This window comes from Rhizobium sp. 18065, assembly GCF_902706095.1.
GTDB lineage: Bacteria > Pseudomonadota > Alphaproteobacteria > Rhizobiales > Rhizobiaceae > Allorhizobium.
Map to the genome: position 1 here is coordinate 12,802 of NZ_CACSJP010000011.1, position 18,833 is coordinate 31,634.

An 18,833-nucleotide genomic window follows, 5' to 3' on the forward strand; every position below is an offset into this window, starting at 1 on the left:
CTCATGTAGCCGCCACTGTGTCGCAACGCGAAATGGCAAGTCGCTCGGCCTCTTGGGATCGACCGAGCGGAATACAACAGAATTGATAGGGACCTTGATCCCGACGGAGCAAAGGTCTTGACCGAGCCTTGATCCAGCTCAACCCCCATAGCCGCGAATTTAGGCAAATACAGCCACGACGGGAACAACCTTGAGTATTGAAATTTGTTCATCTTGGGGCAAACGCCCACAATTCTTTCTTCGTCCACGCCACCTGCCAACACCTTAGAAAGGTTCAAGAGAATGCTTGGTGGCGGAAGAGGGAAGGGCAAATCTTTTGCTTCGTAGCCGGCAAAATCCGGCCATGTTTCTGTCTGATCCAGGTGCCGATGGATCCCGGGCAGTGAGACACGAACCGAAATCGGGTGCCGCTGCCCGTTTGTGGGCTTCAACAATGACGCAATCGACAATTGCCTGGTGCTGAGGAGCACCCATCTCTTTGGAGTCCTAAATCACTAATCGCTCGACTTCTTGGAAACAAGATTAAACAACAGCGCTATCACATCCGTGCTATAAACCTGTTCGCCGTCCCGCTCGTAGCTGGTGTTGGCAACGCGCGACTCGACGTAGACCACATCCCCGGCAACGACATTATTGGAAATCCAGTCTGCTTGCGCTTTGTCCAAGACTGTAATTTGAACCCAGTCCGTAGCGGTCTTCCGCTCGCCATCGGACAGCCAGTCCCGGTTGGCGGCAACGTTGACTTTAAGGACATTCTTCAGGGGGATAATCTGGCCCACATGACCGAGGATGGTATGGCGATTGATTGCGCGCATGGATATGCACCTTTCTTTTCGTTAAAAAGCCAGCTATCTGTTCAACTCGAACCAGTGGCGTTCGCTCTGGCCGGATGTGTCATTCTTAATGTCGAAAAAGTAGGGTTCCTGGCGATGCGGTCGAGGGAGAGTGATGGTCTGTATGCATTGTCGATCGCTCTCACGGCCGAAGTGATTGAACCCGTCATTGCAAGTGTCGATTGTCTTGACGCAGAGATCCGGGTCGCGGTTGATACCGCTGTCGCCGCGATTACTGTAACCGACGCGAAAATCAGCCGGGCACTCCCCGTATTGCTCATAACCGGGAACATCCGTGCCCCCCTCCGGGCAGGTGGGCCAGGAAAATCCCGGTCGGCGCATTGCGGCTATAAGCTTTGTCATCGGTGGGTGGCAGGCAGGCACACCTCTCCAGGAGGGATTGGATGAAGCCGCGCATAGCAGGACCTCGCAGCCCCATTCGCTTGCCATTCCGTGGTGAGCGTGCATGATCAATGATATGGAGGAAACGAAGATGAACATTGGAAATCGTGGGATCTGTCGCATTGGCAACTCCGATATGAAATGCTCTGCCGTTAGTTATAAATAATTCCATGATGACAAACAAGAAGAGACGCGTCGAAACAGAGCTAGGTGTTTTGATGATCCGCAACATGGCAACCGTCATGGAGCGGCAACGCGAAGCGCGTGGCATGGGAAAGGTTGAATTCGCAAAATTTTGCGGCATTACCGCCCCCAGTTACCTGACTTTCCTCGATGGCACTGCCAATCCGACGCTCTACATGATTACCCGCATTTCTGATGCATTGAGCGTCACTGTTCACGAGCTTCTCTTCGGCCACTCCCGTGAAGGCAGCAAGAAAACCAGGGTTGCGCCTGAATCTGATTAGTTATACCTAATTCCCAATGCAAGGAGGCTGCATATGGGTAGGCGAGCCGATGATGAGCGCTCGATCAGACAGGCGCAGGCGTTGCTGAAGCAACTTGCCGAAGCTCTGGAAGAAGAGCGCATCAGAAAAGGCCTGACCAAGACAGCCTTTGCGAAATTCCTTGGGATTTCGCCACCGTCATACATGGCATGGAGAACAGGCGCGGCAAATCCAACACTTCTTACAATCGCGCGCGTCGTCGATCGCCTTGGATCGGACGATGTTTGCCTCAAGACCCTCGTGGGCAATTATAATCACGATGGGCAGCATGTTACCGCCTCCGCCTGCAGGGAGAGTACGCCATGAAGCGCGCAAGCTCATCGATCGTCTGCGCGTCTCTGTTCTTGTTCCTGAACGCACCTCAGGCACAATCTCAATCTGGCAATCCGATGTGGACATCGGGATACACATGGGAGTGCCGAGCTGTCTCGCGAATGCTTTGCGAGCGCGACGGGAAGTGTTCAGCCGCTGCCATCGAAACCGCATCCGTTCTATTGGACTACCAGAAGAGTGTCGTCTCAATAGCTGGGAAAACGATCAAGATCCGCAGACATTTCGCTCAAACCATTGCAGGCAGTCCGCTACAGGCCGAGGTCAAAATCGAACTGGAAGATAACACCGTTATCTGGCTGACTGCGGTAGATGCCAGCAGGGTGTATTCCATGGCGTGGATCGGCGCACTGATTGAACAGAAGTCGGGGGTAGTCCTGACGGAAACAGAGAGTCTTGCCTGCCTTCCGTCATGAAATGAGTGTTACGCACGGTGGCTTCCCCCAGACGTGACAGATCATCCCAAGGAACGCGGACCCGATCAGCACCCCGGAATTCTGGCTTTGGCGTTACGCCGAGGAGGCCTTAGGTCGCGATGATTCGTCGAAACGCTTCTTTCTCAGGATAATCCTTGATCATTGGCCGCGGTCGTTCATCAAGAACGCCGCTTCTCGAAGCGGAGGCTGTGACTATTGTATATGTATCATTCGTGGGGCGCAGATTTTTGAGGGGGTCCGCCGGGGGAGGGGAAGAGATCGCCTCACCTCGTTGCGACCTGGTTTTTTTAAAGACTGCCAGCCATTTGCACCAGGCGCTGGAGATGATGCGGATCGTATTCGGCAAATTTCGTTGGCCGCGCCGCCGATTTTCGACGACGGTGATCAGTCCCAACTCAGCGGCTTCCCGCAATGCATATCTGGCAATCGTGCAGCCCACGCCCGCACGCCCAGCGAGTTCCGCAAGTGACAGGTTGGATCTGCCAAACCTCAAAACAGTCTCAGCGACAATCGCCAACACCGCCAATTTGCTGACCGTAAAATCTCGGGCGATGCAAGACGGGATCGGGCATGATTTCGCAAGCATTCGCCGACGCGCCCAGCTCGCCGCCCGGCATCGGTCGGGGATGACGGGCCGTTGGCGCGGCGCAAAGCGCGTTGTCTGACGCGCAGACTGCAACGCCGCGATGTATTTGCAGGCGTTGGATGCGAGGCTACGCCTGCAATTTTCAATTACCGGCGCAAGATAGGCCATCTCCTGATCAAGAAGCAAGCCTTCACCGTGAAGCACCCAGGCGGACTTGGCGTATTCGTCTATTTGTCCCTGACTGCTGGCGTTGAGAAGGCGCGCCAATAGGTTCGGCCCCAGCGCCGCAATTTCGCTTGTAAGCATCCAATTCTCTCCGATCAAATTGAGTGGCTGGAGAGGGGCGGGGGCAAAGACATACGTCTCCCGTGGCAAGAATTGACTTGCGACTGGATCATTTTTGTGCGATGAAAAACTTGCTACGGTTTTTTCATTGCATCGAACTTCGGTTCGCCACCCGCCTCTCGAGGCGGGTTTTTGGTTTTAGGGCATATGATTCTCCTTCACTTTGAGTTGCGGAGTAAAGACCGATCGGTAATTAGATACAACTAATTTCTTCGGCGCGAACTTCCCGTTGCAAACCTGCGCTTAACGGGAATTGAGAAGCATCTGGACAGGGTGCTGGAAACGCCCCGACCACAGCCCGGCCTTACCGGAGCGGGCGGTCATCTCTGCGACGAGATAGGCTTTGCTGACGGGCTCCCCGGTCGGATAAACCGCCGCGAAAGAGCTGCCGGTCGAAATCAGCGCTGTTCCAACATCGATGTTGTTGCCATTGAGATTCGCGGCGCAGACGACGAATGTCGCTTGATCTTTGGCCTTGCCGATAGGCTGGCAAGCAACCGTTTCCGTCATCAATAATGCAGCGAGGGGCGCCATCGATCGTGCACCACAATCGGACGAGACCCCGTCAGCCGCAACGAACTCACTGCCGCGCAAACATGACTGCACGCCATACAAGCGATAGCGCTGACCCTGATAGGACCACGTATCGCCGGTCTCGATTTCGACCGAAGACGGAAAGGCAATCGTCTCTTCTGCAGCCAGATGACCAATGGGGATTATGTTGGCGAGGATGGCGACCATCCAGGGGCGAAGGTGGGTCAAGGCTGAACATCCGATCCCGACAGATTCTGAGAATGAAGGAGATCCGGCCGTCTGGATGCGCCTCCGTCTGTCTTCCCGATACTGGCCAACCCCAGAAAGACCATTGCATCATCGTCGTTGACGACCATGAGGGGGTCGGAATTTTTACCGCCGACAAGGGCGAAGCAGGACGATGGATCCGGTTCCTTTCGCAAGGAGCGAAGAACCAGTGTCTTGCAAAGAATGACCGATGCCCGGCGATTATAGATCGCGCCCATGTAGTCAGCTGCGGCTTTCTCGCAGGCCCACCTTTGCTTCCTGTTGTAGGTGACTTCCTTTTGCGGGCACTCTACAAGCCCCCGCAATGAAATTGCATATCCGCCGATAGTGCGCCGGCTGGCGCCATCGATGACGACTGGCTCGGTCAAAGCCTTCACGTCCCTGGCGACAAGCTTTCCCTCCGCGTCGTATCGCTCGAAAATGAAAACACGTTCCGATGCCCCCGCAAACTGATGCAGGTAACCGATCGACGGTTCGCTGAAGGGACTTGGCGCCTCCTGCGCGCGTGTTTCGCACCAAAAAGCGGTAGAGAGCAAGACCAATACGAGTTTGAATTTCTCCATCGAGTGTACCGTCCATTGCTGATTGACAGGATAAGCGAATAAAATTAGTTGTAATTAATTGTTGCTGTCGAAACAACCGTGGACACCGCAGATGAAAGTACCAGCACTCTTCCTCGTTTACGCGATGTGCTCGGGGACTGCGTTTGCATGCGCACCCGTGCCACCCAACGAAGTCGCCGAGATGGTGAAGGCGATCGCCGAGGAAGAAGGCCTAGACAGCAGCCTTGCGCTTGCCGTTGCGAGCGTTGAGAGCAGCATGGGATCGCATCAGATTTCCGATGCCGGTGCAGAAGGCATCATGCAGCTGATGCCATCTACGGCCGCCGATTACGGCGTGACCGATCGCTGCGACGCACGATCGAATATTCAGGCCGGGATCCGCTACCTCAAAAAGCTCTATAGCGAGTTTGATGATCCGCTCCTCATGCTGGCGGCCTATAACGCCGGACCGGCAAGGGTCTACGAAAGGGGCGGCGTCCCGGAGTTCACCGAGACTGCAAACTACATCGTCAAGGTCATGAACCGATGGAAGCTCACGGCGAAGCTCGAGGCTCACCAGCCAAGCCATAACGATGAAGATACTACGACAGCGTCGGTCGTTCCCGAACACTCGCCATGGCGCGACGCACATGTCTGGAGCGCGGAGTGAAAGCCATGGCGGCGCCGGCGCTGCCTATCCACAAGCCAATTGCCCATAGACAAGGAACGAGTTGCATCATGACAAAACCGTCCACATCAATGTTCACTCGCAACGGACACGGGATCGCTTTGACGTTATTGACCGTATCGGTCGTGGCATTGGCGCCAGATCTCGCGTTCGCGCAGTCGGCGGCTCCGGTCGAGGGCATCCTGGATTGGTTTGTCGGGGTCCTGCAGGGCAGCGTGGCTCGCTCGGTTGCGATTATTGCCGTTTGCTTTCTTGGCTTCCTCTTCTTATCCGGACGTATGGCCTGGCAGATGGCCTTCTCGATCATCATCGGTATTGCCATCATCTTCGGCGCCGCCGAACTGGTCGATGCAATGAAATCGTCGGCAGGCGTATGATGAGTGACGACGTCCCTGATGTCGAACCGCTGATCCTGCCGTTGACCCGGCCCCCCATGTATTTCGGCGTCGATATCGTCGTGTTCGTGGTCAACGGCCTGGTGGGGATCGTCCTGTTCATCGCCACCTCCAACTTCCTGGCACCGCTGGTTGTTCTCCCGGTCCATTTCGTCGGTGTCTATCTCTGCCAGCGTGACGTGCACATCGTCCGCGTTGCCCAGGTCTACCTTGCAACGCGTCGAGCGATCAGGAATCGTCGTTTCTGGCGAGCAGTGAGCTACAGCCCATGAATATCGTCAACCGGGATCTGAAATTCGGCAGGGAAAGACGCGGCGAACTAGGGATCGGAGTACATGTTCCGTATCTACGCCATGTGGACCAACAGACTGTCGCTACGAAGTCGGGGCTGCTTCTGAGTGTCATTCGCCTATCCGGCCTGCCGTATCAAACCATGGACCAGGCGGAAATCAATGCCCGTCTGGCAAATCGCAACACAACGGTCCGCTCGCTGGGTTCGTCCCGCTTTGCGCTCTACGCCACCATCATCCGGCGCCGGATCGCGCCGGAAATCGCCGGCGACTTTGAAAACGCCTTCGCCGATGAGCTCAACGCCCGCTACATGGACGGCCTCAAGAACCGGACCATGTTCATCAACGAGCTGTATATTACGGTCATCCGCCGGCCGATGACCGGTCGTGTCGGCAAGGTCGATCGCGTGCTGGAGCGTCTCAAGATGGCTGACAGCCAAGTCGAGGCACGGACGGATGCGTTGCGCGATCTCAGCGATATGGTGGCCGGCATTGCGGGAGATTTTCGCAGCTATCGCCCCGAAGTGCTTCGCTGCGTCGAGCGCCAGGGTGGGATTTATTCCGAACCTGCGGAGTTCTTTGCAAAAATCCTGGCGGGGGGAGACGAACGACGCATGCCGCTGCCGCGGATGTCACTTTCCGAATACGTCGGTACGGGCAGGATTACATTCGGTCGCAAGGCATTGGAGGTCTGGTCCGCGGACGGCACACAATCAAAGTTAGCCGCAATGGTGTCCATCAAGGAATATCCGCCGATGACGACACCGGGCCAGCTTGATGGCCTGCTACGCCTCCCGCACGAGTTCATTGTCACGCATTCCTTCGCCCCCGAGGATCGGACCACGGTGACGGAAGCGATTTCGACAATCGCCCGGCAGATAGCCAACTCCGACGACGGTGGCACGACGGCCGAAGACGACATCGAATCTGCACGCGACCGTCTGGCATCCGGAGAAGTGCTTTTCGGCAAGCATCATATGACACTCGCCGTTTTTTCCCGGGATCTTCCAAACCTGAACAGAGCGGTCGCCGACGTTACAGCGGAACTTGCGAGAATGGGCGTCGTCGCCGTTCGCGAAGATCTTAACCAGGAGGCATGCTGGTGGGCCCAGCTGCCATCGAATTTTGCCTATATCGCCAGGCAGGGCCTGATTTCCTCGGTCAACTTCGCTGGCTTGTTTTCCGCCCACAATTTCCCCTCCGGCCAAATCGACAAGCTCCATTGGCGCACGCCGGTTTCTCTTCTCGAAACGACCAGCCAAACCGCATATTATTTCAACTTTCACGAAGACGACGTGGGGAACTTTACCGTTATCGGCCCGACGGGCTCGGGGAAAACTGTTGCTCTCTCTTTCCTGCTTGCCCAGGGCATGCGGGTACAGCCACGTCCGCGATGCGTCTTTATCGACAAGGATAGGGGAGGGGAAATCTTCGTGCGCGCCATGGGCGGGAGGTACGAACGGCTGTCGCCGGGAGAGCCAACCGGCTTTGCACCGCTGCAACTGGAAGACACTCCGGCCAATCGGGTTTTTGGCAAGACGCTGGTCTCCTATCTCGTCACGCCACCGGATCGCGTTTTGACGGTGGAGGAAAATGCGATCATCTCGGATGCCGTCGATGGCATCTACAATGACTTCGAGCGCTCCGAGCGCCGCTTGGACATGCTTGAGGAAACATTGAAGGGACGGATGCGATCAGGCATAGGCGACCTTTCAGATCGTTTGAAGGAATGGACGTCCGGCGACAAGGGCTGGCTCTTCAACAATCCTTCCGATCGGCTCGATTTCACCAACGCCATCATCGGTTTCGACATGACTGAGGTCCTGTCCGACAAGCGGACTCGGACCGCGGCTCTACTTTACATGTTTCATCGCATTCAGGAGATACTCGACGGCAGGCCATCAATGATCTTCCTCGATGAAGGCTGGCGGCTGCTCGACGACGAGGTCTTCTCCGGCTTCATCAAGGATTGGCTAAAAACCATCCGCAAACTCAACGGAATTGTAGGCTTCGGCACACAGTCCGCCGCCGATGTCGTGCGCTCCGAGCTGCGCAATACCATCATCGAACAGACAATGACGAACATCTTCTTTCCGAACGCGTCGGCGGACGAGGAAAGCTATCGTCGAGCATTCGGCCTCTCCGAAAAGGAGTTCCGTTTCGTCAAACAGGCCGACAAGGCAAATCGGACTTTTCTGATCAAGCATGCGAGCGATTCAATCATCGCTCGTCTCGATCTTTCGGCAATGCCGGACCTCGTCAAGGTTCTATCCGGCAGGCCGGAAACTGTGCGGGAATGCGAGGCGCTACGCCAGACATATGGCGAAGAACCCGGAGCCTGGCTCCCGCACTTCTGCGGTTGGGGAGGAGACCTTCGACATGCTTAGGAGCCTGAAGTTTGTAACGCTTTCCGTCTTGACTATGGGCTTGTGCCAGCCTGCCTGGGCCGATGTTCCCGTCATCGATGACGATGTCAAAGGCAAACGCGCAGATGACGAAGATCATTCGGCGGCCGACAAGGAGACGCAAATCGACCAATTGGAAGAGCAAGCGGTGACGAGCTGCAATATCTCCAAGAAGGAGAAGAACCGGAGGCTTTTCCGGTCGCCGGCGCAGGCGGTTGAGGAAGACGCGGAAAACGTCGAGCTGATCAAGCATTATGCAGAAAAATACAACGTGCCTACCGGACTGGCACTTGCCGTAGCTCACGCCGAATCGGGGATTTCGACCTGCTCAGGTTCCCCCACTGGCGTGAACGGCGTCATGCAGTTGACGAAGCGAACAGGCTCCAGCATGGGTTTTGATCGCGATATCAATGAAGAGAATATCGAGGGAGGCGTCAAATATCTCGGCCTGGGTGTAGCTAAATGCGGATCGACTGACTACGCCTGCCTCGCGTCCTGGTACAATGGATCGACGGCAACGGAACAAGCCAACTGGGCGGGCAAAGTGGCTCGCAACCACAATTGGTTCAACGCATATGCCGGCGGCTCCAACATTGCCGACATTCCTTCTCCAACGTTCAAGACGTCGGTTGACTATGGATCCAACGCGACCCGCAATTCTACCAACGCAGCGGTGGATGCGGTCAACACGAGCGTCACGGGTATAGACACCAGCACTGCCAGAATACAGGAAGCCAACAATCGCGTTTCCGCTCTCACTTCCACGGTCGGAGCCTCGGAGATTTACCAGGATGCCTGGGACGACAACACACAGGCCCGGGCGGTCAATGCGGAATTGCTCAACAATCTGATCTCGGTCACAAATCTAGCAAACACGCTTATACAGGCGCGGATGCAGATGAAGCTTTCCTCAATGTCAGTGGCATCCAAATCACTAAAATCGGATTCGTCAAAAAACCCCTACTCTTGCGATCCCATAATACTGGAACGCACAAACGTGCCGCGAATGCAGTGGCCAGAATGTGCGCTTCTTGCTGCGACCAATGCTGACGGGACCGAAAGTGAGGTTGCGGCGTCGCGAAACGACTCGAGTGTCGAGAACAGCCTTGAAGCAATCCAACAGGCCGCAGAAGCGGCAGAATAAGGAGAAAGTAGATGAGAAAGCTCTTGTTCGCTGTGGGCTTTGCGGCGGCGGCCTCGACCGTCGCCCGTGCGGATGTCCCGGTCATCGACAATGCCAACCTGACCATTGCGAAGAAAAACGCCGAGAACACCGGCAACATCATGAATACCAATTCAGACATTCTGAAAAAGACGGAAGACATTTTGAAGGCCTTGTCTGGCTCGCGCGATGGCTCGATGGGCATTGCTTCCACAGGGCTCGATGGCGGAATGTCGATATCCTCTGCACCATCGTTCAGCTCCATCATGAATGGGGGTACGCTGTCGTTCGGCGGCCTTGGCGGCGATGCGCAGAATATAGCTGCGACACTGATCAACGGGCTTCAGCTGGTAAAACAGGTCAAGAGCATCATAGAGGGTGAGGATGCCGGCGCGATGAACAACGCATTTTCCGGTGCTGTGAACACTGCGGCGCTCTTGTCTGCCTTGACCCAGCAGGCATCGTCTGCTGTCACGCAGCGGCAGCAATCCCTGCAAAATGCCAGCGGTCAGATTGGTGCTGCGGAGGATGTAAAAGGGTCCGTCGACGCGAACACGCGGATGCAGCTGGAGACCGCGCGCACCATCAACGAGCTGATCGGTGTATCGAACGGCACGGTCTCTGCCCTTAATACGGATATGCAGATGCGGCTGACTCAGCAATCAGAAACAGCAAAAATGCTGCAATACAAAGATATCAATCCGTTTGACTGAGGGGATCACGATGCGGCGTCTCATCACTGCGATAATACTGGTCCTGTTGCCAATGCTGGGAGCCTGCCAGACCAAGGGTGAGAAAAAGGCACCATGCCCGCCCTTAACTGGATTTGTCGAAAGCGAGGATCTTTGTGGCCCGGTGGCACCGGTAAATACCGTTTTCGAACAGATCCTTCAGGAATGAGAAGATGGCCACATCGACGACAATCATCTCGGATATTTTTGCGAAGCTCGACAGCGTCGGCGAAACATTTATCTCCAATGCTTATGAGGGCCTCGCACTACAGGTGAATGTCGTCTTCGGTTCCATGCTGACCCTCTACGTGGTTTGGTGGGGTTACATGATCCTCGCTGGCCGCGAAGGATTCTCGGTGCCGGATGCGGCCTGGAAACTCGGCCGCGCGTTTTTCATCTATTTCATGGCGACCAACTGGTCGGCATTTTCCACGACGATTTACAAGCTGGTTCAAACTGTGCCCAATCTGATCTCGGATACGATCATCAAGGCGATTGCCGGCTCAGGGGGCATTCTGGATGGCGGCAGCGATGACTCGACCGGTGTCGTGCGTATCCTCGACGCCGTTTTCGAAACGGCCGGCAAAGTTTACGAGCAGGTGGCAACAGGCACATTCGAATTTGTGGGGGCCCTGATCGGCGCTATCGTGTTCGTGATTGCAATGCTCTTTATAGCGATCGCGGCGGCGGCCATTCTCGCCGCCAAGCTGATGCTTTTCATCACCCTCGCACTGGCGCCGGTGTTCATCATCCTCGCTCTCTATCGATGGACGTTCCGTTTCACCGATGGATGGCTAACGCTTATGGCTAATTTGATGGTTATGCAGACGCTGATGATGACGTTTCTCGCCTTCCTCTACCAGCTGATCGAGTTGGCCATCAACACTGCCACGAACACGGCCACCGAAAGTAAGCTCTCCTACGTGGCACCCTTCGTGATCGTTTGCCTACTTGGAATAGTCGTTTTTAGATTCATTCCTATGTTTTCAGCGGCGATTGTCGGCGGATCACCAATTGGGCAAGGTGATACCGCTTATTCTGGGGGACTGGAGTCGTACGGTCGAGCAAAGCGACAATACACAGGAAGAGCAAAAATTCTCTCGGATGGCTTGGGCCGGAGACGGACATCCAGCGATGTTCAATCAGCTAGAGCTCGTGCGATCCAACGTGAAACTGAGCGCAATGGACAATTTTAGATTGGCAGTTCTCCTTGGTGGAATTACATATAGTTTATGGCCAAGGAGGTTTCCTCATGCAGAACGACGAGTGTGACCGATATCAGGATGTGCGAAAGCAGCATGCGACTTGGTATCAGGCAGAACTTGTAAATAAGGAAATTCAAGAGAAATCTACCAGGAACGCCAAGGGAGGAACATTAGGATTTTCCCTGTTCATAGTCGCAGTTATCTTTTTCAAGCCGATCGCGGAGTATTGCATCGAGCTTTACAATACCGCTGCGGCTTACGTTCACGGCTTCCTGTGATTTTTCGAGATTTAGGTATGGAGGGACTATGAAAAGCCGAATTATCGTCCTGAGCCTTATTTCTGCTCTCTCTTTCGGGCCGCCTGCTGCCGCAGATATCCAAGCCAAGAGTGAAATCGTTCCAGTGCGCGTCGGCATGTATGCCCCGGCGGACGGAGGCTGCGACGCACCGGCGGCTACGCTGATTTTTGTTGAGAAAAACGGGCTTTCGGCCAATAAAACGACCGGGAAAGTTAAAAATGTGTCAAACCGAGGGACCGACTATCGTCTGAACGTGCTGTGGATCGAGGCCGGCTCGTCTGAAGCCGATGGCGAAGCAGACACCGTGAACATTGCGGTCAAAGACGATCGCAGCTTTAACTTTTCCAATGGGTTCACCGAAAAGACCTTGATGAAGTGGTGCAAATGATGCGGCTCATCATCGCGATTTTTTTGCCGTTCCTGTTATTTTCACGATCGGGCGTCCCATTGCCGGCATCATATGCCTTCTCCTTCAGGTGACGCTGATTGGCTGGCTTCCTGCGGCAATCTGGGCCGTCTACGCGCTCAGTCAGTTCAAGACGGATCGAAAGATCGACGCCGCGCTGCGCAATCGAAGCTGACGCGGTATCCAGATATCCCCAATGCATGTCCCTCTGCGTCACGTAGAAGCGGCCACGCTGCGGTTTTTGCTTGCGAAAAATATTAATTATAACTAATTTCTGCGTGCCAAATCACTGATGAGGACGATTCATGGTCGATACCGTTGAGCCCGGCCCCAAACCCGACCTTTCGCAATATTGGCAGGCCGGGGCCTCCTGGGAAGTCGAGCTTTATCGCAAGGAGCGCCGATCGAGAAAGATCGCGTGGGTCATTGCCGCCATATCGGGCGGCGTCGCGCTCGCAAGTCTTTCAGCTCTCAATCTGCTGCTGCCCTTGCACCAATTCGAGCCCTATGTCGTGTCGGTCGACAAGACCACAGGCTTTATCGAGATAGCCCGGGCGCTCAAGCCCGGCGATTTGGCACAGGACGAAGCTGTCACGACAGCCAACATTGTCCGATATCTGCGCGCCAGGGAGACATATAGTCCACGTGAGTTGAAGGACAACTATGATCTTGCGCAGCTCTATTCCACTGCCCAGGCATCTGCGGACCTTCGCCGGGAATTCGAACCCTCGAATCCGAAGTCGAAGGATAAGGTGCTGGGCCGCGACACGCGCATCAGCGTGACCGTAAAATCGCTTTCGTTTCTCAATAAGGCGACGGCGACCGTTCGTTTCTCGACCGAGACCAGGCGAGAGAACACCATCCGCCGCGAGCATTGGGTGGCAGTCGTACGCTATCGTTACACCACCGCACCGCTCAAGAACGAGTACCGTTTCGACAATCCGCTCGGCTTCCAGGTCGTCGAATATCGACGCGACCAGGAATCGCTGCCGGAAACTCTGCCTTTGGACGGGGCTGAGTGATGATGGAATTTCGAAAGTTCGTGATCGTCGCCGTTACCGCCATCGCGTTCGGTGGGACTGTCAATGCTGCCGATCCCCGCATTCGCTACATCACCTTCAACAACAATGCGGTGGTCACCGTGCCCGCCGGGCTTGGCGTATCGACGATGATCCAGCTTGGCAGCTCGGAAGTAATCGAAACGATTTCGGCCGGGGACACCGCTAGTTGGTCAATCGTACCGAAGAAGGGATCGGGCATTCTGTTTGTGAAGCCGCTTCGCGAGAATGCGGAAACGAACGTGAATATCGTGACCAACCAGCGTGTATATTCGCTCCTTCTGAAAGGATCGGGTGCGGCGGATCTCAAGGCGGCATTCCAGGTCCGCTTCAGCTATCCCGATGAGGACGTCAATGCGCGATTGATGACGGCTGCCGAAGAAAGCGCCAAGGATCCTTTGCTGAAGGGACTTGATCCGAGCAGACTGAACTACGAGTACGTTTTCCGTGGCGATAATAGTCTGAAGCCGCGCGTCGCTTTCGACGATGGCACGCACATGTATCTGGAATTTCCTGACGAAATCCCCGCGATATTTGTCGTGGAAGACAAACGCCAGGAGTCACTCGTCAATTTTCGGACCCAAGGGAAATATGTCGTTGTGGACAAGGTCGCCGCACAGTTCACCTTGCGGACAGGCGACAAATGGCTGTGCCTTTACAATCGCCAGGCCGGTCGTCGGTCTTTTGATCTTATAGAGGACTTCTACGGTCCGAAACGGGTTGGACAGGACAATGCTGTCAGCCCCCATAAGGATGGCAGGTGATGAGCCAGATTGACTTCGACCGCCTCGACAACGAGAGCTCCGTGGCGAGCCGGCATGCCGGCAAGATGGGACGCCTTGCCTTGCCGCTGCTGCTCGTCGCGGGTGCAGGGGTTCTGGCATATGTGAACTGGCCGTCCAGTTCCACGGATCTGAAAATGACCGATGGCACGGCGGAAACATTCGAGACGAGCAAGGAAACGATATCCGATTTCCCTGAAAGCCGACCGAAAGAGGCGGCAGATCCCAATCTTGTGAAGATTCCGCTGGTGGAGGAAAAGACGCCCGCCGCCGCGTCAGATGTCGATATGAAGGTCGATCCGGGCGTCGATCTCGAAAAACAGCGGGCATTGCTGGAAGCCCAGTTGCGCGCCGAAGAAGAACGGCGGCGGCAGGAAGAGGCGCGACGCTTGTCGGAAGAGGCGGCACGTCGGGCGCAGGAAGACGCCAAGCGGCGCGAAGCGGAGGAAAAGGCACGTTGGGAGCGGTTGCGCTCCGAACAAATCATCATGGATGGCACGACAAGACAGTCTTTGTCGGATTCGTCGCAGGACGTGACCGTTGCCGATGACGGCCAACTGATTCAAGTCCCCGGCGCAGAATCAGACGCCAACAAGGCATTTCTTGCTCAATCCGAAAAGATGACGGCAGGAATCGTCAAGGCGACCAAGTTCACCCGCACCGACGCCTTGGTGCCGCAAGGGACGCTCATCCGCGGCTTTCTTGAAACCGCCGTCAACACCGATCTTCCCGGCATGGTCAGAGCGGTGGTTCGCGAGGATGTCCGCTCTCTCGATGGTCAGCGGATCCTTATTCCCAAGGGCTCGCGTCTGGTCGGCGAATACAAGTCCGGCCTCGCGCGCGGTCAAAAACGCGTGTTCGTCGTGTGGTCGCGGGTCATCCGCTCCGATGGTCTTTCTGTCGAAATTGCTTCACCGGGAGCTGACCGGCTCGGCCGCGCCGGCATGGACGGTATCGTCGACACACATTTCTGGGAGCGCTTCGGCTCGGCCATCATGCTGTCGGTCATCGGCGGAGCCGCCGAATATGTGGCTTCGCTCGGTCAGGCCGATACGGCTACGAGCGCCCAGTCGGTTTCGACGACCGACCCGGTCACTGGCATCACCACAACGATAACCACCCAACCAAGTCGAAGTGCGTCCGAGGCTCGCGCCATTGCGGCGGAACGCTCATCTTCGATCCTACAGGACATCGCCAACGAAGCCTTCAAGGATAGCTCGAAGATTCCACCGACGATCTATATCGCCCAAGGCGAACCGATGATCGTTTTCCTTCGACGCGATCTGGACTTCTCCGCTTTTTACGCCGACCCGGTTCGACAGGAAATGAAACGGCTGAAGAACGGCGGCCAGGTACGACGCGAGATCGACCCGACGCCATATTATCCCGAAGCACCGGTCTACAAATGAGCAGTCGTCCATTTCCATTCCTGGAAAAGGCGCTGGAACGACTTCGACCGTTCCTGAACGACGGCAAAGTCTCCGAGATTTCCGTCAATAAGCCGGGGCACGTTTTCGTTGAACGGATCGGTTCGGGAAGCATGGAGCGTGTCGACGACGAGCGCCTCACGGCGGAGTGGATCCGCAATCTCAGTGAGCGCGTTGCCGGCGCCAGCAATCAGGTCGTCAACGACGAGAAACCCATCCTGTCGGCCTCTCTTCCGTCTGGCGAACGGTTTCAATGCGTGCTTCCGCCCGCCGCCCCCGACGGCGGTTCAATCTCCATCCGCAAACAGGTCATCCACGACGTCGACCTCGCGGCATACAAAGCGGAAGGGGCATTTTCCGAAACCCGATCGGGTCGCCGGCTAGCGCTGAACCCGGCCGAGGATGAGCTGTCGGCAATGATAGGGGAGGGGCTCGACGTCCTTTCCTTTCTCAGGCACGCGGTACAATCGCGTATTTCGATCCTCGTCTCCGGGGGTACTTCGACAGGCAAGACCACATTTTTGAATGCCTTGCTCAAGGAGATACCGGAGCAGGAGCGCATCATCACGATTGAGGATACGCGCGAACTCAAGCCGATGACGCACAATACCGTGGCGCTGCTTGCCTCCAAAGGAGATCAGGGCAGGGCCAAGGTCAGCGCGCAGGATCTGCTGGAGGCCTCGCTTCGTATGCGCCCGGACAGATTGCTTCTCGGCGAGCTTCGCGGCGCGGAAGCCTTCTCCTTTCTGCAGGCCATCAATACTGGTCACCCGGGATCGTTGACCACCGTTCACGCCAACTCGGCTCGTTCTGCCTACGAGCGGCTTGCGCTGATGGTGATGCAAAGCGGTGTGTCCTTGGGAAAGCATGAGATTATCGACTACCTCAAGGAGGTCATCCCGATCGTCGTGCAGCTCGCCCGCGCGACCGATGGTCGGCGGGTGGTTTCCGAAATTGTGTTCACGAAGGGAGACGACCTATGAAGGCGGCGTTGATGGTGTTCGGCATCGCGGTCGCGATCGCGATGGGCCTGCTGGTCGCGTCACTTGCCTATGCCGGAACTTATTATGCATTCGACGGATCATTTTTCATGTTCCAGGCGCTGCAGGGCGATCTTCTCGCTTCTTATAAGATGGCCAGGCTCGATGTGTCGGCAAAGCAGTGGCTCCGCCCAGGCATTGCCGCTGGTGCTGGTGTTATCGCCGCTTTTGGCGTTCTCCTCACGGCACTGACCGGCAAGAAGAGATCGACCGACGCCCGCTTTCTCAATCCGTTGGAGGCGAGAGCCCTGGGTCTGGCCAAGCCGGGCGGTGTCTTTGTCGGCCGGATCGGCGGTAGTCTGATGAAAGTCCCCGGAGGCTTTACCCAGCGGGGATCCGGCAAACGGAAATGGTTCAAGCCTCAGTTGTTGGGTGGAAAAAAGCTCTGGATCGATGGCGACGATGTCGGCGGGTTCGTCATCGGCCCGCCGCGTTCGGGCAAGGGCGCGTCCCTCATCGTGCCGAACTGCTTGCTTTGGCCGGATAGTATCGTCGTTCTCGACATGCGCGGTGAAACCTATGAGGCGACGGCTGGCCACAGGTCTTCCTTTTCCCGGGTTCTGCGCTTTTCTCCGGCCGATGAGGCGGGCGACACAGAATGCTATAATCCGCTGGATTTTGTGGCGATCGATGCGGATCAGCGCGATATCGACATCAACTCTATCGCCACCGCCCTGCTGCCGACTCCCAAGGGCGACAGCTACTGGATCGCCGACGCGCGGGCGCTGTTTGCAGGCGTGACATCCTGGGTCCTGGAAAATCCCGATATCGATGACGCCGACCGCAATCTTGGCACAGTTTTGAATGTCGTCGAAGGCGGAGACAAGCCGCTGCGGTCCTGGCTGACCGAGGTCGCCAATCCTGAAGTGCGGGCGGCATGGATAAGCTCCTTTACCTATACGACTATCGCGCGTTTCGCGGTCATGGCCGACAAGCAGTTTGACGGGATTTACGGCACACTCGCCGCGGCCGTTAGGCCTTTCAAGAACAATCGGATCTTGCGGGCCACCAGCAAATCGACCTTCGATATCCGCGCCATGCGTCGCGAAAACCTGAGCCTGTATCTGGATTTCCGGATCCAGCAGATCGCCTCCATCGGGCCGATCTTCAACGTGCTTATGCTGCAGTTCATGGACTACATGTCGCGTAACATGATGAAGCGCGGCGAACGACGCGTGCTCGTCCTGCTGGACGAGTTTCAGAATCTTGGAAAACTCGAGAACGCCCTCACGGTCGCCACAGTGCTTGGTGGATACGGCATTCCATGCTGGTTTTTTGTTCAATCATTGCGATCGATTGACAATGTCTATACCCGTGAGGGACGGCAGACATTGGTCAACAGCGCGCGCGCTCAGATATTCCTCGGCGCGCAGGATCCGGAGGATCAGCGTTACGTCTCGCAGTTGCTCGGCGACCGAAAGGAAATCACCGTCGACAAGGCGGTTTCGATCGGGGTCACCTTGTTTGATCGAAAAGGCGCAACCATGTCTCACCGGACGGCTATGCGGCCATTGATGCGGCCGGACGAACTCGGGTCGATGGACGAGACGCGATGCATCATCAAACTGAGGAACCAGCAGCCCATTCTGGGGGTGCGAAACTTCTACTACGCCGATAAGACACTCGCCAAGCTCGCCTGGCGGCCGATGCAATCGCGTGTGCGTCCGTCCGCGGTCGCCATGGAGCAGGAGCGTGGTGGCGAGACCATCGAACTGATCAGCACGGACACAGCGCCGATCACGCGGAATGTGCGAAGCAATACTGTCGTGCCAGGTGCACGTTTCAGGTCGGCATTGCCGGTGACGCCACAAGTGGAAAATCACGCCGAAGCGGTGGAAAGCGCCGTTCCCGCCCGTCCGACCGCAGACGATGCAGCGGGACAAGAAGGCCCAACCATGCCTTCAAAGCCGAGAAAGAAGCGTTCGCCTCCACGGGCAAAAAAAGAGACAAAAACCAAGGTTCCGGATTTCAAGGCTGCGGTCCGTCGAACCGCTGATATGCGGGCGCAAGCAGAGGCCTCGTTATCAAAGATACGGGCTGTTTTTGAAGCTGAAGCTCGCAAGAGCGAGGTCGTCGAGGAAACCGGGCGTGAGGTGTTGGCAGCGTTCGCAGAGAGTTGAACCTGCCCATACGCTTGACCTTACAGGCGAGGCTGATTCAGAT

Annotated in this window: 21 protein-coding genes; 17 read left to right on the forward strand and 4 right to left on the reverse strand. The window is 56.2% G+C overall.

Annotation, left to right across the window (positions count from 1 at the left end):
• Window positions 1-494 precede the first annotated feature (494 nt).
• Window positions 495-815 (reverse strand): single-stranded DNA-binding protein, encoded by a 321-nt coding sequence (locus GVK95_RS20865; protein ID WP_159952623.1) that lies wholly within the window; start codon window positions 813-815, stop codon window positions 495-497.
• 590 nt (window positions 816-1,405) lie between these two features.
• Here GVK95_RS20865 and GVK95_RS20870 point away from each other — a divergent pair.
• From GVK95_RS20870 to GVK95_RS20880, 3 genes are read left to right on the forward strand one after another with little or no spacing between them, the layout of a single operon-like run.
• Complete coding sequence (locus tag GVK95_RS20870; RefSeq protein WP_159952624.1) at window positions 1,406-1,702, forward strand: helix-turn-helix transcriptional regulator; 297 nt, start codon at window positions 1,406-1,408, stop codon at window positions 1,700-1,702.
• Between the two features lie 33 nt (window positions 1,703-1,735).
• Window positions 1,736-2,047, forward strand: a complete 312-nt coding sequence (locus GVK95_RS20875; RefSeq protein ID WP_159952625.1) for a helix-turn-helix transcriptional regulator — start codon at window positions 1,736-1,738, stop codon at window positions 2,045-2,047.
• Window positions 2,044-2,487, forward strand: a complete 444-nt coding sequence (locus GVK95_RS20880; RefSeq protein ID WP_159952626.1) for a hypothetical protein — start codon at window positions 2,044-2,046, stop codon at window positions 2,485-2,487. The genes GVK95_RS20875 and GVK95_RS20880 overlap by 4 nt, the downstream gene beginning before the upstream one ends.
• Before the next feature lie 109 nt (window positions 2,488-2,596).
• On the opposite strand, the gene GVK95_RS20885 is transcribed toward GVK95_RS20880, so the two are convergent.
• The 3 genes from GVK95_RS20885 to GVK95_RS20895 all read right to left on the reverse strand — a co-directional run bounded on the left by GVK95_RS20885 (window position 2,597) and on the right by GVK95_RS20895 (window position 4,803).
• Window positions 2,597-3,400 (reverse strand): hypothetical protein, encoded by an 804-nt coding sequence (locus tag GVK95_RS20885; RefSeq protein WP_159952627.1) that lies wholly within the window; start codon window positions 3,398-3,400, stop codon window positions 2,597-2,599.
• A 282-nt stretch (window positions 3,401-3,682) separates the two neighbouring features.
• On the reverse strand, window positions 3,683-4,180 hold the full coding sequence (locus tag GVK95_RS20890; protein ID WP_159952628.1) for a thermonuclease family protein: 498 nt from the start codon (window positions 4,178-4,180) through the stop codon (window positions 3,683-3,685).
• A 17-nt stretch (window positions 4,181-4,197) separates the two neighbouring features.
• Window positions 4,198-4,803 carry a hypothetical protein gene (locus tag GVK95_RS20895; RefSeq protein WP_159952629.1) on the reverse strand — a complete coding sequence of 202 codons (606 nt, stop codon included), beginning with the start codon at window positions 4,801-4,803 and terminating at the stop codon, window positions 4,198-4,200.
• A 181-nt stretch (window positions 4,804-4,984) separates the two neighbouring features.
• On the opposite strand from GVK95_RS20895, the gene GVK95_RS20900 reads away from it, so the two are divergent.
• The 14 genes from GVK95_RS20900 to GVK95_RS20970 all read left to right on the forward strand — a co-directional run bounded on the left by GVK95_RS20900 (window position 4,985) and on the right by GVK95_RS20970 (window position 18,790).
• Entirely contained in the window at window positions 4,985-5,452 is a 468-nt protein-coding gene (locus GVK95_RS20900) for a lytic transglycosylase domain-containing protein (protein ID WP_159952630.1), read from the forward strand.
• A 68-nt stretch (window positions 5,453-5,520) separates the two neighbouring features.
• Window positions 5,521-5,847, forward strand: coding sequence for a TrbC/VirB2 family protein (locus tag GVK95_RS20905; RefSeq protein WP_159952631.1), 327 nt, complete (start codon window positions 5,521-5,523; stop codon window positions 5,845-5,847).
• Window positions 5,847-6,137, forward strand: a complete 291-nt coding sequence (locus GVK95_RS20910) for a VirB3 family type IV secretion system protein (protein ID WP_159952632.1) — start codon at window positions 5,847-5,849, stop codon at window positions 6,135-6,137. Before GVK95_RS20905 ends, GVK95_RS20910 begins: the two co-directional genes overlap by 1 nt.
• Window positions 6,134-8,542 (forward strand): VirB4 family type IV secretion/conjugal transfer ATPase, encoded by a 2,409-nt coding sequence (locus GVK95_RS20915; protein ID WP_159952633.1) that lies wholly within the window; start codon window positions 6,134-6,136, stop codon window positions 8,540-8,542. Before GVK95_RS20910 ends, GVK95_RS20915 begins: the two co-directional genes overlap by 4 nt.
• Window positions 8,535-9,704 (forward strand): transglycosylase SLT domain-containing protein, encoded by a 1,170-nt coding sequence (locus GVK95_RS20920; RefSeq protein WP_159952634.1) that lies wholly within the window; start codon window positions 8,535-8,537, stop codon window positions 9,702-9,704. The genes GVK95_RS20915 and GVK95_RS20920 overlap by 8 nt, the downstream gene beginning before the upstream one ends.
• A gap of 11 nt (window positions 9,705-9,715) precedes the next feature.
• The gene (locus GVK95_RS20925) at window positions 9,716-10,435 is read left to right on the forward strand and encodes a type IV secretion system protein (protein ID WP_159952635.1); all 720 of its coding nucleotides are present in this window, start codon (window positions 9,716-9,718) and stop codon (window positions 10,433-10,435) included.
• A gap of 191 nt (window positions 10,436-10,626) precedes the next feature.
• A complete protein-coding gene (locus GVK95_RS20930; protein ID WP_159952636.1) occupies window positions 10,627-11,649 on the forward strand; it encodes a type IV secretion system protein in 1,023 nt (340 codons plus the stop codon).
• Window positions 11,650-11,705: 56 nt separating this feature from the next.
• Window positions 11,706-11,936 (forward strand): hypothetical protein, encoded by a 231-nt coding sequence (locus GVK95_RS20935; protein ID WP_159952637.1) that lies wholly within the window; start codon window positions 11,706-11,708, stop codon window positions 11,934-11,936.
• Window positions 11,937-11,964: 28 nt separating this feature from the next.
• Window positions 11,965-12,345, forward strand: a complete 381-nt coding sequence (locus tag GVK95_RS20940) for a hypothetical protein (RefSeq protein ID WP_159952638.1) — start codon at window positions 11,965-11,967, stop codon at window positions 12,343-12,345.
• A 323-nt stretch (window positions 12,346-12,668) separates the two neighbouring features.
• Window positions 12,669-13,385 carry a type IV secretion system protein gene (locus GVK95_RS20950; RefSeq protein ID WP_159952639.1) on the forward strand — a complete coding sequence of 239 codons (717 nt, stop codon included), beginning with the start codon at window positions 12,669-12,671 and terminating at the stop codon, window positions 13,383-13,385.
• On the forward strand, window positions 13,385-14,185 hold the full coding sequence (locus GVK95_RS20955) for a TrbG/VirB9 family P-type conjugative transfer protein (RefSeq protein ID WP_159952640.1): 801 nt from the start codon (window positions 13,385-13,387) through the stop codon (window positions 14,183-14,185). The genes GVK95_RS20950 and GVK95_RS20955 overlap by 1 nt, the downstream gene beginning before the upstream one ends.
• A complete protein-coding gene (gene virB10, locus GVK95_RS20960; protein WP_159952641.1) occupies window positions 14,185-15,612 on the forward strand; it encodes a type IV secretion system protein VirB10 in 1,428 nt (475 codons plus the stop codon). Before GVK95_RS20955 ends, virB10 begins: the two co-directional genes overlap by 1 nt.
• Window positions 15,609-16,613, forward strand: coding sequence for a P-type DNA transfer ATPase VirB11 (gene virB11, locus GVK95_RS20965; protein ID WP_159952642.1), 1,005 nt, complete (start codon window positions 15,609-15,611; stop codon window positions 16,611-16,613). Before virB10 ends, virB11 begins: the two co-directional genes overlap by 4 nt.
• Window positions 16,610-18,790, forward strand: a complete 2,181-nt coding sequence (locus GVK95_RS20970; RefSeq protein ID WP_159952643.1) for a type IV secretory system conjugative DNA transfer family protein — start codon at window positions 16,610-16,612, stop codon at window positions 18,788-18,790. Before virB11 ends, GVK95_RS20970 begins: the two co-directional genes overlap by 4 nt.
• Window positions 18,791-18,833 lie beyond the last annotated feature (43 nt).